The sequence below is a fragment of the Pseudomonas sp. 91RF genome (assembly GCF_003576265.1).
GTDB lineage: Bacteria > Pseudomonadota > Gammaproteobacteria > Pseudomonadales > Pseudomonadaceae > Aquipseudomonas > Aquipseudomonas kribbensis.
Map to the genome: position 1 here is coordinate 63,730 of NZ_QWFC01000039.1, position 15,855 is coordinate 79,584.

11 protein-coding genes are annotated in these 15,855 nt (G+C 60.3%); 6 read left to right on the forward strand and 5 right to left on the reverse strand.

Annotated elements, in window-relative coordinates; genetic code table 11:
• Window positions 1-171 precede the first annotated feature (171 nt).
• The 4 genes from DXT77_RS20990 to DXT77_RS21005 form a co-directional block, all read right to left on the reverse strand.
• Window positions 172-1,494, reverse strand: a complete 1,323-nt coding sequence (locus tag DXT77_RS20990) for a hypothetical protein (RefSeq protein WP_119428993.1) — start codon at window positions 1,492-1,494, stop codon at window positions 172-174.
• A gap of 117 nt (window positions 1,495-1,611) precedes the next feature.
• Entirely contained in the window at window positions 1,612-5,286 is a 3,675-nt protein-coding gene (locus DXT77_RS20995) for a translocation/assembly module TamB domain-containing protein (protein ID WP_119428994.1), read from the reverse strand.
• Complete coding sequence (locus tag DXT77_RS21000; protein WP_119428995.1) at window positions 5,283-7,010, reverse strand: autotransporter assembly complex family protein; 1,728 nt, start codon at window positions 7,008-7,010, stop codon at window positions 5,283-5,285. Before DXT77_RS21000 ends, DXT77_RS20995 begins: the two co-directional genes overlap by 4 nt.
• 66 nt (window positions 7,011-7,076) lie before the next feature.
• Complete coding sequence (locus DXT77_RS21005; protein WP_085712429.1) at window positions 7,077-7,727, reverse strand: N-acetyltransferase; 651 nt, start codon at window positions 7,725-7,727, stop codon at window positions 7,077-7,079.
• A gap of 174 nt (window positions 7,728-7,901) precedes the next feature.
• On the opposite strand from DXT77_RS21005, the gene xthA reads away from it, so the two are divergent.
• The gene (xthA, locus tag DXT77_RS21010; RefSeq protein ID WP_119428996.1) at window positions 7,902-8,714 is read left to right on the forward strand and encodes an exodeoxyribonuclease III; all 813 of its coding nucleotides are present in this window, start codon (window positions 7,902-7,904) and stop codon (window positions 8,712-8,714) included.
• A 152-nt stretch (window positions 8,715-8,866) separates the two neighbouring features.
• On the forward strand, window positions 8,867-10,201 hold the full coding sequence (locus DXT77_RS21015; protein WP_119428999.1) for a substrate-binding domain-containing protein: 1,335 nt from the start codon (window positions 8,867-8,869) through the stop codon (window positions 10,199-10,201).
• Between the two features lie 140 nt (window positions 10,202-10,341).
• On the opposite strand, the gene DXT77_RS21020 is transcribed toward DXT77_RS21015, so the two are convergent.
• Complete coding sequence (locus DXT77_RS21020; protein ID WP_119428997.1) at window positions 10,342-11,571, reverse strand: acyl-CoA dehydrogenase; 1,230 nt, start codon at window positions 11,569-11,571, stop codon at window positions 10,342-10,344.
• 177 nt (window positions 11,572-11,748) lie between these two features.
• On the opposite strand from DXT77_RS21020, the gene DXT77_RS21025 reads away from it, so the two are divergent.
• From DXT77_RS21025 to DXT77_RS21050, 4 genes are all read left to right on the forward strand, one after another.
• A complete protein-coding gene (locus DXT77_RS21025) occupies window positions 11,749-12,693 on the forward strand; it encodes a LysR family transcriptional regulator (protein WP_011334997.1) in 945 nt (314 codons plus the stop codon).
• 55 nt (window positions 12,694-12,748) lie between these two features.
• Entirely contained in the window at window positions 12,749-13,147 is a 399-nt protein-coding gene (locus tag DXT77_RS21030; protein WP_085648263.1) for a MerR family DNA-binding transcriptional regulator, read from the forward strand.
• 149 nt (window positions 13,148-13,296) lie between these two features.
• Window positions 13,297-14,196 carry a hydroxymethylglutaryl-CoA lyase gene (locus tag DXT77_RS21040; RefSeq protein ID WP_007951509.1) on the forward strand — a complete coding sequence of 300 codons (900 nt, stop codon included), beginning with the start codon at window positions 13,297-13,299 and terminating at the stop codon, window positions 14,194-14,196.
• 1,074 nt (window positions 14,197-15,270) lie between these two features.
• On the forward strand, window positions 15,271-15,636 hold the full coding sequence (locus DXT77_RS21050) for a DUF6124 family protein (RefSeq protein ID WP_096822297.1): 366 nt from the start codon (window positions 15,271-15,273) through the stop codon (window positions 15,634-15,636).
• Window positions 15,637-15,855: the final 219 nt, after the last annotated feature.

A 15,855-nucleotide genomic window follows, 5' to 3' on the forward strand; every position in this document is an offset into this window, starting at 1 on the left:
AGGCAGCGAATGTCAACGTAATAGTTAGGTTGCTTTGTAATTAGTTGACCAGCGGACTGGGTTTTTCTGTTGATCGTGCAGACGCCATCGCGAGCAGGCTCGCTTCCACAGGGATCTCATGCATGTGGGAGCGAGCTTGCTCGCGATGGCAGCGACTCGGTGTAGAGCCGTTCAGGATTTGTCAGAGGGATGATTCATCGAGGGTGGCTGAAGGGGATGGACTTCCTGTCCACGCAAAGCGGTCGCCACATAACCGCAGGCGCGTCGGGCTCCTGCGTAAATGCCGTGCCAGCCCGGAGGCGCCGGCTCGATGGCGGCATGCAATGCCAACGCATAATCGAGCACCAACCCCGGCGTCCAGGCCATGGCTTCGGCGCGCTTGCGCACCTGGGCCGCGACCCAGAACTCGGGGCTGATGATGACCCGGGTAAAATCCAGCATGCTCGAATGGCCGCGGTTCATCGCGCCTTCAAGGGCAGCCTCAAGGCTATGCGCAACGGCACTCGAGCAATTGCGGCTGGTGAGGTTGTAGGTGGTGTTTTGCCGATAGTCCGCCCAGAACGCCTGAAGCCGCGCGGCGTCGTAATGCACGAAACTCACCTGAACCGACGACGGGCACCAGTCGGCGACTTCACTCGCATAGTCCTGCAGAAACCTGCCGGGAACATCGTTGTTCGGCGTGGCCCGCAGCAACCGCACAAAATCCCCCGCCGAACGATCGATATCGTCCAGCGGGTAATGACTGATGTAGAGGTCCGGCCCACATTCCAGTGCCGCATGGCCGGCGGAGATAACGCCGTTGACATCGACCGCCGCGATATAACGATTGAGCAGCCGGTTACGCACCAGGGTGTCGTCAACCGTACCACTGGGAGTCCAGACATGGATCACCAACGCACCACCGTTTGCCGGTGCGTACACCGGGGACGGCGTCACCGGCGAATGCCCGTTCCTGAAGCGCAAGGCCTGCTGCAACAAGGCGCAGCCCGAGAGAAAGATGCTCATGCCGATGCAGAACGGTACCGTCCCCTTGTAAAGCGTCGGGTACGGTTCAAGGATGAACAGCGCGAAGCCGATCTCGAACAACCCCGCCAGCAGTGACATTTGCCAACCGACGAAGCGCACCACCACGGCAGCCGCCAGGCGAAAACCGCCGTCGAGCAGAAAAGCCGCACCGAACAGCACCGCGAGAATCAGGCCGGCAGCATGTTGCCGGTCGACGATCAGCAGCCCCAACAGCAGAAAAGCCAGCCCCCGCGCCTTGCGCAAAGCCGCCGCCGTACCGGTTTGCGGGGCCGGCACCAGCAGAATGATCAGGGCTTCGAGCAACAACAGATAACCGAACACATGCAGCGGGAAATACAGAACGCCGTCCAGCGCATCGATGAAGATCGCCACACCGGCCGCGCCCCAGACAACACCGGTCAACGCCAGTGCTGACCAGCGCCGACGGACAAAATCATTACCGAGCAAGACCATACTCAAACGGACCATAGGCGCCCCCGGGCGTTTCGGGCAGTCGCAATCTGCAGCCTTTCAGCTGAGGTCAGTCTAATACATCAAAAAAAAGCCAGATCGTGGTAACACGATCCGGCTCTGTGGGAGCGAGGCCTAGAAGTCCCGCTTGTAGAAGATGTCCAGCGAACTGGCCACGCCGCTGGCGGCTTCGAGGTAGACCTTTTTGCTCAACTTGTAGCGCAAGGCGATGGTGTTGGCGGGTTCGAACACGCCGACGCCGTAACGCAGACTGAGCTTCTCGGAGATATTGCCGCTGGCCACCACGCTGGTGGTGTTGCCGCTGCCCTGGGTGTCGAGCTGGAAATCCTGGATGCCCAGATCCTTGGCCAGGTTGCTGGTCACCCCGGAACTGCCCATCAGCCCCAGACCCAGCGCCGCTTGCGCGAGCATGTTGTTGTCTTCGCCGTTGCTGCTCAGCGGACGCCCCAGCACCAGATAAGACAACGCCTGCTCCTGGCTCATCGCCGGCTCGGAGAAGATCTGCGTGGTCGGCTGTTCGGCGCTGCCGCTCAGGCGGATGCCGGCAATCACGTCGTCGGTCTGGCGGATCGCTTCGATATCCAGATACGGCTGGTCGATCGGCCCGGCAAACAACAGACGCGCACGACGCACCGTCAGGCGCTGGCCGTAGGCGCGGTAGCGCCCGTCGTTGAGCCAGAGTTCGCCACGGGTGTCCATGTTGTCGCCGATGTGCACGTGACCTTGCAGGTTGGCGGTCAGGCCGAACCCGGCGAAGCTCAGTTTGTCCTCGCCGACCACTACGTCGATGTCCATCTTCATGGCCATGGGTGGTTTGCCCTCTTCGGTTTGCGCGCCGACGATGATCGTGTCATCGGAGACTTTCACCGTCGATGGCGGCAATTCGCGCACGGTGATTTCGCCTCGGGGCACCAGCACCTTGCCGGCGATCGCCAGTTCGTCGCCGGCCATGGAAATCTTCAGGTCCGGCGCCACTTCAAGCTTGGCGTAGGGTTCGACGGTGACCGGCAGTTGCGTGCCCTTGAGCGCCAGATCCACCATCAGCGCCTGGCCCCAGGCGACGTTGCCGCTGAGACTGCCCTGCCCGGTCTTGCCGCTTTTCCAGCCGCCGTCCAGGCGCACCGATTCGCCGGCGATCACCGCTTGCAGTCGCAGATCCTGCAACTGCAACGGCAGTTCCGGGCCGGAGACTTCACCGTCACTGAGTTGCACGGTGCCGTTGACCAGCGGCGCGAGCAGGCCACCGGAAATCGTGCCGCTGCCGTTCAGGCGTCCGGTGAGTTTCTCGACCATCGGCACGAACGGCCGGGCCACCGACAGATCCAGCCCGCTGAGGCGGAACGAGCCGTTCAGCGGTTTGTTCTTCGGCAGCGGATTGAGCTGCGCCTGCACCATCAGTTCACCGAGTTTGCCACCGACGAAATTGAGGTCGGTGTCGATGCGCTTCGGCGTGAGTTTGCTGGTGAGCTTGAGGGTCTGGTACGGGAAGTCCAGCCACTGGTCCTTTTCCTTCATGCGCAACGTGCCGCCGCTGGCATCAACGCTGATCTGGCCGTTCGGGCCGCTGGCCGGCAGGTCCAGTTGCAGGTCGGCATTGAGCTTGCCCTGCCAGGCGAAATCCTTGGGCAGCCATTGCGCCAGGCTTTCGATCGGGAATTGCTTGAGGTGGTAACGCAGTTTCGGTTCCGGCATCAAGCGCTGGTCTTCGCCGCACAGGCTGGCATTGCCTGACATCCAGCAATGGGCGCCGAAGTTGATCTTGCCGTCGGCCAGACGCTCGAGTTTCGCCGGGTTTTGCAGCTTCCAGTCCTGACCACCGGCCTGAATGTCACCGCTGGCCAGGCGTCCGCGCCAGTTGCCTTTGTCCAGATTACCGTCCAGGCCCAGCGCGAGTTTCAGCTTCGGCCCGAGCAGGTCGAGATTGAGCTTCTGGCTTTTGATATCGCCCTGCGCGCTGACAGTCAGCACACCCAGGTTCGTATCGCCAGCCTGGATGCCGCTGCCCTTCAGATCAATTTTCGCCCGCTGCGCGCTGTCGAGCGTGGCGTCGAGGTTGATGCTTTGCAGGCGATTGTCCTGAAACACCAGTTGCGAACCTTGCAGGTCGAGCTTGCCTTGCGGGGCTTTCAGCGTACCCGCGACATCGACCCGACCGTTGATCTGCCCGCGCAGTTGCGGCCAGAGCTGGGCCAGACGCGGCAGCTTGATGTCGATCTGCCCGGCGAGCTTCTGTTGCAGACTGCCCTTGCCGTTGATGCTGTTGTCGCCGAGACGGATTTGCAGGGCGTTCAGGTTCCACTGTTCGCCGGCACCGTCAGCCTTGGCCTGCAACACCGCCGGTTGCCCGCGCAGTTTGCCCTTGAGGTCGAGGTCGGCGTTGAGGCTCAGGCGCTCGTTCTTCATTTCGCCCGTGCTTTTCAGCGGCCCGGCCAGTGTGCCCGGCAGCTCCGCCATCCAGTAGGCCGGGTTGAGTGCAGACAACTCCAGCGCCGTGTCCCAGGCAATGCCGTCGGCAAACTGCACGTTCACATGCCCTTCGGCCTTGCCCTGCCCCGCTTCGAGCTTGAATTGCGGCAGGAAGATCTGTTTGAGGTTGCCACTGAACGGACTGCTCAGGCTGAACGCCCCGGCCGGGCCATCCAGTGCGGCGGCAAAATTGCCGAGGTATTGGCCGTCGGTGTAGGAGACTTCACCAGTGAACGTGCGCAAGGCGACTTGTGGTTCGTCGATCTCGGAATAGAGCCGATGCCACGGAAAGTCCTGCCAGTTGATGTTGGCCTGGGCGCTGAGGCCTTTGCTCCAATCCACGTTGCCGGTGAGCTTGAGGCTTTGTTTGTCGTTGGCGGTCAGGTCGAGGCCGGCAATCTGTGCGCCCTTGGCATCGACCTTGCCCTTGAGCAACAGCGCCACCGGGCCTTTATCCGCAGGCAGCGTCGCATTGCCGAGCAATTGGTAACCGTTTTTCAGGTCGCCTTCGCCGGTCAATACCAGTTGATTGAGTTGCAAAGTGTCCGGCAGATCAGCACTCGGCTTGAACGCCTCGGAAGTGATGCGCACCTTGGCTGGAAGGTTTTCCGCCAGCGGTTGCAACTCGCCGCTCAACTGGCCGTCGAGGTAGCCACGGCTGTCGGCGTGCAGGTTCAGGGTCTTGAGCAGATCACCATCGACTTTGAGTGCCAGCGTCCATGGGCCGGTGCCCGGTGACGGCAGGGTCAGATCACCGGCAATGTTCAACGGCCAGTTGCCGGTCGGTTGCAACAGACCGGAGAGGTTCAGGCTCAGGTCGTCGCGCTGCAGTTTCACGCTGTCGATCTGCATACCCTTGGCGGTCCAGTGCGCCGCCAGTTGCAGGCCTTTGAGCTGTTCGCTGCCGTTGAACAGCAGGCTGCCGACTTGCACGTCACCCAGCTCGATGGCCACCGGCAATTGCAGATCCGGCAACTTGATCGGGCCGCTGTCGGTGGTTTCTTCGCCGGGCGGGAATTGCAGAATGACCTGATCGGCCTTGAGCTGTTCGATGCACAGCGTCATGCGTGTCAGGCACAGCGGCGACCATTCGAAGATCGGTTTATTGAGCTCGACGCGGCTGCCATCCTGTTGCCAGAGCAAATGATCGGCGCTCCACTGTCCACTGAGGCGACCCTGGAAATTGTCGACACTCAAACCCGGAACCAGCCCCAACACCCAACGGCTGCCAGCCTGGGTGCCGAGTACAGCGGCAATACTCAATACAATCAGCAGCACCAGCGACAACAGCGCCAGAGCGGAAATCTTCAAACCACGCTTCACAGCTCAGGCCCCATGGAAAAGTGCAGCCGGATGCCGCCATCGTCGTCCAGCGCATGGGCCAGGTCGAGGCGGATCGGCCCCACCGGCGAGACCCAGCGCACACCGATACCGACCCCGGTCTTGAGGTTCGGCAGTTCGAGTTTGTTGAAGGAGTTACCCTGGTCGACGAAGGTCGCGACCCGCCATTTCTCGGCGATCGAATATTGATACTCGACGCTGCCGGCCACCATGTAGCGCCCGCCGATGCGGTCGCCTTTGGAGTTTTCCGGGGACAGGCTCTGATAGTCGTAACCGCGCACACTCTGGTCGCCACCGGCGAAGAACCGCAGCGAGGGTGGCACCGAGCTGTAACCGTTGGTGGCGCTACCACCGACCTGGACTCGTCCGAGGAATCGGTGGTTGTCGAACACCGTGGTCAGGCCTTTGATCAGCGCCGTACCGTACAGCAGGTTGTTGTCCGAGCCGAGGCCTTCTTTCGCCACCTTGCTTTCGAAGGTCAGGCGATAGCCGTTGTGCGGATCGATGCGATTGTCACTTTTCAGGTAGGAGTAACTGATACCGGGCATCAGCAAGGTACTCAGACCCGAATCGTCACCGAGCTGGTATTCCTCGCGCTGCCATTTCAGCGAGATCACCCGTTGCCAGCCGCTCGGCAACTTGCTGTGCCATTCCGGGCCGAAGGTCAGCAGTTTGCTCAGGGTGTCGGAGCCGTCGATGTCTTCGTACTGATAACCGCCGGCCCAACGCAGTTTGTCGGTCAGCGGCGGATCCAGCGGAATGTCATAGAACAGACCGACGTTCTGCCGTGGCGCCGAGAGTTCGGCCTCCCAGCCGTAACTGTCGCCCTGCGGGTTGACCCAGTGGCGGGTCCAATTGGCCTTGATCCGCGGGCCGACGTCGGTGGAGTAACCGAGGCCGAGGCCCATGGTACGCGGCTTGCGCGTGTCGAGTTTGACCGCGACGGGGATTACGTCGTCCTTGGCGGCGGTCGGTGCGGCGTCGACCCGCACGCCTTCGAAGTAACCGCTCGATTGCAGGTCGCGATTGAGTTCGGCAATCAGCTCGGAGTCGTAAGGCTCGCCCGGTTTGAACGGCACCATGCGTTGCAGCAGGTCTTCGTCGAACGGCGTGTCGCCTTCGAAACTGACTTTGCCCAGCGCATAACGCGGGCCGCTTTCGTAGATCAACTCGACATCGGCCACCCCGGCGCGGGGATCGACCATCAGTTTCTGACTGGTGAAATGGCCGCTGAAAAATCCGAAGCGCGACGCCTGATTCTGGATCAGACGCTTGGCATCTTCGTAGCGGCCATGGTTAAGCACCGCGCCGGGCTTGAGCACGTCGCTTTTCGGTACACGAAAGGATTTGAGGGCGGCAGCGGGTCCGTCGACCCGTACGGTGACATTGCGCAGGCGAATCGGCTCGCCGGGATCGATCTTCAGCACCAGACGGGGTTTTTCACCGCCCTTCACTTCGCTGTCGATCTGCGGCTGGTAGTAGCCCAACGCCTGGGCGGCCTTGCGCGCCTGCTCTTCGGCACCGCGACTGAAGCGCTGCAAGGCTTCTTCGTCACGATCGCCGAGGCTGCCGATATAGCCTTCTATATTGGCCTTGAGTTCATCGTTGGACGGTTTGACCCGCACATCCAATTCACTTTGCGCCAGCGCCGCGCAGCTGGTTAACAGCATGAGCACGCCACTGGTAAATCTTCCTGGAAACTTCATAGGGGCGGATGCTATCACGTGCTTGGGAGCGTGATAGAACCAGACTTTTCTGAAAAAGTTCGATGGTTATGCCGTTGCAGTTTGTAACACCTGTGGATTGGCATGGAAAAACACGTGCTCACGTACCGGTCCGACGGCGACTTCGCCGATCTCCTCATAACCCTGACGTTTGTAAAATTCCAGGTAGCGCGGGTTGCCGGTGTCGAGGATCACGCCCTGAGAGCTTTCATCCACCGCGCACCAGTTGTGCACCGCCTGCAGCAGCTGTTCGCCGAAGTGTTTGCCCTGAAATTGTGGATGAACACCCAGCAACGGCAGCATGTGCACCGAGTCGGTCGGCACACAGGCTTCAACGGCGGCGTGATATTCCAGATAACGCCGGGTACAGCGGAAACCGGTGCTCAACACCATACGCAAACGCCAGGCCCAACTCTCGGTGACGCCCAGACGCCGTTGCGGCGGCGCGATCAGGGCAATGCCGATCAACCGATCATTGACCAGCAGGCCGATGGCCGGCAGATCCTGCAGGAAATGCTGTTTGACCAGTTCCCGCACCGTGGCGCGCACCCGTTGTTCGTAACCCGGGCGTTCGGCCTCGAACAGGTAAGCGAAGGTCGGCTCGTGACGGTAAGCCTGATACAGCAGGGATCGCGCTTCACGGGAATAGCCGCGGTCGAGCATGTGGATGTCGGCGATGGCGGTCGAGGTTTCAGGCATGACGGTGATTCTCCCTGGACGGGACTCAACAGGCCCCGTTCTTGTTATACGAGCCTTGGGCTGAAGGGATCGTTCCCACACCCGAAAGACATTAGCAGCGCATATGGACTACCGCCACGCTGGCCCAGATCCTACATGTCAGCTAGCATCGCCCTTTTGCCAGGACTGCCGACCATGAAGATCGTTTCCTTCAACATCAACGGACTGCGGGCCCGCCCGCATCAGCTGGCGGCGCTGATCGAAAAGCATCAGCCGGACGTCATCGGCCTGCAGGAAACCAAGGTCCACGACGACCAGTTCCCGCTGGAAGAAGTGCGAGCCCTGGGGTATCACGTGTATTTCCACGGCCAGAAAGGCCATTACGGCGTTGCCCTGCTCTCGCGCCAGGAGCCGATTGCCATACACAAAGGCTTCGCCACCGATGAAGAAGACGCGCAGCGGCGCTTTATCTGGGGCACTTTCGCCGACGCCAATGGCGTGCCGGTGACGATCATGAACGGCTATTTCCCACAGGGCGAAAGCCGTGACCACCCGACCAAGTTCCCGGCCAAGCAGCGCTTCTACAGCGATCTGCAAACACTGCTGGAAAGCCAGTTCAACAATGAGCAGCCGCTGGTGGTGATGGGCGACGTGAACATTTCCCCGGAAGACTGCGACATCGGCATCGGCCCGGACAACATGAAGCGCTGGCTGAAAACCGGCAAATGCAGCTTCCTGCCGGAAGAACGCGAGTGGATGGCCCGCCTGAAAAACTGGGGCCTGACCGACAGCTTCCGTCACCTGAACCCGGACGTGGCCGACATCTTCAGCTGGTTCGACTACCGCAGCCGTGGCTTTGAAGACGAGCCGAAGCGTGGTCTGCGGATCGACGTGATTCTGGCGTCCCACGGTTTGCTGCCACGGGTGAAAGCCGCCGGTGTCGACTATGAACTGCGCGGGATGGAAAAGCCTTCGGACCATGCGCCGATCTGGCTGGAATTAAGCTGATAGCGCAATCACCTTAAATCTACTGTGGGAGCGAGCCTGCTCGCGATAGCAATCGCCAGCAGGCTGGCTCCCACATTGGATCACTGTCATCTTTCAGAAACGTCCCTGACTTAATCTCCCCGGCAATCCCCTTGGCTGCATTCGGTGCCGGCATGACCCTGCGCGTTCTGTTCGTCTTTCTCCTGAGTGCCTGGCTGCAGGTTTCGGCCGCTGCATTGCCCATTCCCGAGAACGGCCCGGTATTGCGCATCCAGGGTTCCAACACCATTGGCGCAGCCCTCGGCCCGGCACTGGTGGAAGGCCTGCTGGAAGAACAGGGTCTGGTGAAAGTCCACAGCGAAACCCCGGACACCGCCAACGAACAACGGGTCGTCGGGCTTACGGCTCAAGGTAAACGGGTCGTGGTGCAAATCGCCGCCCATGGTTCCAGCACCGGTTTCTCCGCACTCAAAAACAACAGCGCCGATCTCGCTGCGTCTTCGCGCCCGATCAAGGACAGCGAGCTCGCCAGCCTTGTTTCGCTTGGCGATCTGAAAAGTCCAGGCGCCGAGCAGGTCATCGCCATCGATGGCCTGGCGATCATCCTTCACCCCGACAATCCGCTGAATCAACTGAACACCGAGCAACTGGCGCGGATCTTCAGCGGCGAGGCCAAGACGTGGGAAGAACTCGGCGGCAAGGGTGGGACGATTCATCTGTATGCGCGGGATGATCAGTCCGGCACCTACGACACGTTCAAGGAACTGGTCCTCAGCCGTCGTGGGAAAACTCTTAACAGTTCGGCGAAACGTTTCGAGTCGAGCGAGCAATTGTCCGACGCGGTCAGTGCCGATCCGCAAGGCATCGGCTTTATCGGTCTGCCTTATGTGCGCCAGGCCAAGGCCGTGGCCATCGTCGACGGGCAATCCCAGGCCATGCTGCCACTGGCCAGTCTGATTGCCACCGAAGACTATCCACTGTCCCGCCGGCTGTTCTTCTATTTGCCACCCGACAATCAAAATCCGTGGGCCGCCGCCTTGGTGGATTTTGCGCAAAGCCGCCAGGGCCAGGCGATTGTCGCGGCCAACGGTTTTATCGCCCAGACCGTGCACGCCATCTCGGTCACGCCGAATGCGCTGATGCCCGAGGGTTATCAATCCCTCAGCCGGCACGCCCAGCGTCTGACGGTGAACTTCCGTTTCGAAGAAGGCAGCGCCAGCCTCGACAACAAGGCCCGCCAGGATCTGGCCCGGGTGTTCGACTATATAAAGCACCACGACAAGACCGACCGCGCGGTAACACTGGTGGGATTTGGCGATGCCAAGGACGACCCGGCGCGGGCGGATTTGTTGTCGAAGCTGCGGGCGATGGCGGTAAGTCGGGAGCTGGTGAAGAACGGCGTGGTGTTGCGCGAGGTGCGCGGGTTTGGCGCGCTGATGCCGGTGGCGACCAACAGCGGGGATGAAGGGCGGATCAAAAATCGGCGGGTCGAGGTTTGGGTTTACTGAATCTGGTGTTGATGCGTTGAACGAGCAGGCCCCATCGCGAGCAGGCTCGCTCCCACAATAAATTTCCAGTGAACACAAAGTAAGTGGACACCAGCGACCCCGTGGGAGCGAGCCTGCTCGCGATAGCAGGCGACGCGGTCTTAATGACCGCTACGCAGCATTTCCTTCGGCACATACTTGCCGATCTCGAACTTGCCGATCGCCGCGCGGTGCACTTCGTCCGGGCCGTCGGCCAGGCGCAGGGTGCGTTGCATGGCGTACATGTAGGCCAGCGGGAAATCGTTCGACACCCCTGCACCGCCATGAATCTGGATCGCCCGGTCGATCACCCGCAAGGCGACGTTCGGTGCGACGACCTTGATCTGCGCGATTTCGCTCTTGGCGACCTTGTTGCCCACGGTGTCCATCATGTACGCCGCTTTCAGGGTCAGCAGGCGCGCCATGTCGATCTCCATCCGCGAGTCGGCGATCTTGTCGACGTTACCGCCCAGACGCGCCAACGGTTTGCCGAACGCGGTGCGGCTCACCGAGCGTTTGCACATCAGTTCCAGTGCGCGCTCGGCCATGCCGATCGAACGCATGCAGTGGTGAATCCGACCTGGGCCAAGGCGACCTTGCGCAATTTCAAAGCCGCGTCCTTCACCGAGCAGGACGTTTTCGTACGGCACCCGCACGTTGTCGAACAGCACTTCGGCGTGGCCGTGAGGTGCGTCGTCGTAACCGAACACCGGCAGCGGACGGACGATCTTCACGCCGGGGGTGTCGACCGGCACCAGAATCATCGAGTGCTGGGCGTGGCGCGGGGCGTCGGGGTTGCTCAGGCCCATGAAGATCAGGATCTTGCAGCGCGGATCGCAGGCGCCGGAGGTCCACCATTTTTTGCCGTTGATCACCCACTCGTCACCATCGCGCAAGGCACGGGCGGCCATGTTGGTGGCGTCTGAAGACGCGACGTCCGGCTCGGTCATGGCGAACGCCGAGCGGATCTCGCCGCGCAGCAGCGGTTCGAGCCAGCGCTGTTTCTGTTCTTCGTTGGCGTAACGCACCAGCACTTCCATGTTGCCGGTGTCCGGCGCCGAGCAGTTGAACGGCTCGGGACCGAGCAGCGAACGGCCCATGATTTCCGCCAGTGGCGCGTATTCGAGGTTGGTCAGGCCGGCGCCCAGTTCCGACTCAGGCAGAAACAAATTCCACAGCCCTTCGGCCTTGGCCTTGGCCTTGAGCTCTTCCATGATTGCGGTCGGCTGCCAGCGGTCGCCCTCGGCAACCTGCCGTTCGAACACGGCTTCGGCCGGGTAAACGTAAGTGTCCATGAACGCGGTCACGCGCTCACGCAGTTCCTGAACCTTGGGCGAATAAGCGAAATCCATGAGCAATTACCTTCTGTGGCAGAGGTTGTTTAGGTCATGCAATCGATGCTAGAACAGCGCTGATAATTTACCTAGCCTATTCTCGATGTGTATAAACATTCATCACCGATATATGATTGGTTGATTTTCCTGGCCGCCCTGACCCGCGCCATCCACCTATAAAAAGAGAGCCGCGTAATGAATCTGAGCAAGGTCGACCTCAACCTTTTCATCGTCTTCGACGCGATCTATACCGAAGCCAACCTGACCCGCGCCGGGCAGATTGTCGGCATCACCCAGCCGGCGGTGTCCAACGCCCTGGCGCGGTTGCGCGAGACCTTCAACGACCCGCTCTTCGTACGCACGGCCCAGGGCATGGTGCCGACGCCCATGGCGCAGAACATCATCGGCCCGGTGCGCAACGCGCTGTCGCTGCTGCGGGTGTCGGTTCAGGAAAGCCGCATTTTCAACCCTTCGCAAGCGGTCAAGACTTACCGCATCAGCATGACTGACCTGACCGAAGCGGTGATTCTGCCGCCGCTGTTCCAGCGTCTGCGTCGTCTGGCGCCGACGGTGATCATCGAAAGCTTCCTGTCCAAACGCCGGGAAACCACCAAGGAACTGGCCGCCGGGCGCCTCGATTTCGCCGTGGACGCGCCGCTCAACACCGACCCGCAGGTGCGCCACGTCAAGCTGATGGAAGACCGTTACGTCTGCGCGATGCGCAAGGGTCATCCGCTGGCGACCAAGGAAAAATTCACCCTCGACGATTACCTGTCGCTGACCCACATTCATATTTCCAGCCGTCGCAGTGGCCTGGGCCACGTCGATCTGGCGCTGGGCAAGATGGGCATCCAGCGCAAGATCGCCCTGCGCTCGCAGCACTATCTGATGGCGTCCCAAGTGTTGCAGCAGACCGACATGGTGATGACCGTGCCGGAACGTTTCGCACGTCGTCATGACCTGCATGCGTTCAATCTGCCGGTCAACGATGTGCCGCCGGTGGAAACCCATTTGTACTGGCACGAAAGCACCGACCAGGACCCGGCCAACCGCTGGATGCGCGAGCAGATGATCGAGCTGTGCCAGCAAGTGACGGCGCACGAGAAGAAGCTCGACAAGCTGCAGGCGCCCGCCACTTGACGTAAACGTCAACCTGCCATTAGCTTAGCGCCAAGACCCTTCTTCGAGCGCTTTCATGAGCAGCCAGACCTACAGCATTTCCGACCTCGCCCGCGAGCTGGACATCACCACCCGGGCGATCCGCTTCTATGAAGAACAAGGCCTGCTCAGCCCCGAGCGCCGAGGCCAGGAACGCATCTATTCGCCACGCGACAAGGTCAGCCTGAAGCTGATCCTGCGGGGCAAACGCATCGGTTTTTCACTGGCCGAGTGCCGCGAACTGATCGAGCTCTACGACCCTTCCAGCGGTAACACCAAACAACTCAACAGCATGCTGGCGAAAATCAGCGAACGCCGCGAACAGCTTGAACAGCAATTGCTGGACATCGAACAGATGAAGCTGGAACTCGACACCGCCGAAGAGCGCTGCGTGCAGGCGCTGGAGCAGACGCTGAAGAGCCAATCCGTCCAGTAAGCCTACCTCGATCCCCTGTGGGAGCCAGCCTGCTGGCGATAGCCATCGCACATTCAACATAGATGTCGACTGGCCCGGCGCTATCGCCAGCAGGCTGGCTCCCACAGGGTTTACTTGCAATGTTCAGACAATCAGCACAGGTCAATCCCATGTCCCTCCCCTCCCAAGTACGCCTGATCGAAGTCGGCCCCCGTGACGGCCTGCAGAACGAAGCCCAGCCCATCAGCGTCGCCGACAAGGTGCAACTGGTCGACGCGCTGAGCGCCGCTGGCCTCGGCTATATAGAAGTCGGCAGTTTCGTTTCACCCAAGTGGGTGCCGCAGATGGCCGGTTCCGCCGACGTGTTTGCGCAGATCCAGCGCAAGCCCGGCGTGACCTACGGCGCACTGGCACCGAACCTGCGCGGTTTTGAGGATGCGTTGGCCGCCGGGGTCAAGGAAGTCGCAGTGTTTGCCGCCGCGTCCGAAGCGTTCTCGCAGCGCAACATCAATTGCTCGATCAGCGAAAGCCTGGCGCGGTTCGCGCCGATCATGGAATCGGCGAAACAGCACGGCGTTACTGTGCGCGGTTACGTGTCCTGCGTGCTGGGTTGCCCTTATGAAGGCGAGGTCGCCCCGGAACAAGTGGCCATGGTCGCCCGCGAGCTGTACGCGATGGGCTGCTATGAAGTGTCGCTGGGCGACACCATCGGCACCGGCACCGCTGGCGCCACCCGCCGACTGTTCGAAGTGGTCTCGAAACAGGTACCGCGAGAGAAACTCGCCGGCCACTTCCACGACACCTACGGCCAGGCCATGGCCAACATCTACGCCAGCCTGCTGGAAGGCATCGCGGTGTTCGACAGCTCCATCGCCGGCCTCGGCGGCTGCCCGTACGCCAAGGGCGCCAGCGGTAACGTCGCCACCGAAGACGTGGTGTACCTGCTCAACGGCCTGGGCATCGAGACCGGCATCGACCTCGACGCCTTGATTGCCGCCGGTCAACAGATCAGTGCCGTGCTGGGTCGCCCGACCGGTTCGCGTGTGGCCAAGGCCCGTAGCGCACAGTGAGGGCGAAGGTGTTACCGCTGTGTCCGAAACGTGGGCATAGACGAGTAACACGGAAACAAATTGTCTGGTTTTGACTGAAGGAAAAATCCTTCAGAAATTTCAAACCATTGATTTACAAGGGTTTTGAAAAGTTGGCACGGCTTCTGCTATCTCTATGGCATAACAAGAATAAAAAGCAGCAAACCAATAAAAATAAGACGTACCGACTCTGACATAACAAAAACAACACGGCAGAGACGCAGCTAACAGATTTTTTTGGAGAAGGTGTGCTTTTCAGGGTATTCCTCGGAATGACCCGCAACCGGGCAGAGAACAATAAAACTACCTTCAGGTAGCTCCCGAATCGGTTGGATCGCTAGACGAGAAAGCAGATCAGCGCTCAAAAAAATACGTTTGCTCTTGACCCCGGATGGGGGTCGCCAAAAACAGCGGTAAAGGGCCACGGTTGCCAAAAACAACAACAGACCGCCCCTCAATAATAAAAAAGAGCACGCGACGACAAAATTAAAGGGGAGCTTCGGCTCCCCTTTGTGCTGTCTGGCGTTCTGAAATTGTCCGCGACTGATCCCCTCCCCCCATCTCGATCTTCCTGCAAGCGCTCACTTGGCAAGATCTCAGTGAGGCAATTGATCTTGTGCCTCAACATCCAGCCCCCCCGCATACAAGTAATCCCAACAAAAACACGGTGAGTTCACGGCTTTCGCTGTGTGTAAACACGACGGCGCATGGTCGTTTAAAGTACACGAACCGTTACGCCATAAGGGCTACAACACCTTGCGTCGTTGCCTACGCGTACGCCAGAATCCGCCGGCTTACGCGGCTATGGGGTGGGCTATATCGTTTCCCTGTCACTGAAAAACAGTGATCGGGTTTGGTAGCCCGTCTGTAATAGCTGTATGGCAACACCGTATCCAGTCCCTTTTTGGGGCTCTGTTTTATGGTGGTCATGCGTGGGGCTCATTCGTGAGCGCCGGGTTCCTATTGCAGCCGGTCTACCAACCCGCGTATGGCCGCCACCCATCGTTTGGTAGCGTGGGTGATGGCTCCTTGAAGTCTGCGATAGGAGTTACACGTATGTTCAAAGCCACACCAAACCCACCAGAAACCGATTCAATCCCCTACGACGCAGCACTCGAAGCCGAAAACATAAAAACGGCAACCGAGCGGGCGATCAATCATTACCTCGATCCTGGGGCGCAGAAGACGTCCAAGCCATCGCGCAAGCCCGGCAAGATCTATCTGGTCAATCCAACGGTGGATGACGAAACGCTACTGGTCGAAGCGTGCGAAACGCTGTCGTCGGCCAGTGACATGGCCCGGGATATTGGCGACACCGTCGATCCGTCGCAGCGCAAGGCGATGCAGATTCTGCAGCAGGTCATCATGCTGAGTGAGCTGCTGGTCAATCGCGTGCTGGATAACCATCACGTCTCGCGGTAGTTGCCGCCTCGGTGAGGGGGGTTGTCCCCTCACTGCCTGGCAGCCGTCTACACAAATCCTCAAGCGACTCTTGTCCGGAGTTCCAGCTGATGGAGACTGTCAGATATTTTGTGTGCGGGCCGATAACGGCCTGCCGTCAGGTAGGTCGTGCTTTTACCAGGTCGGCCTGATAAATCGATCTCCGTACAGAATCGCAAATTGATTCATCGCGCTCTTCCA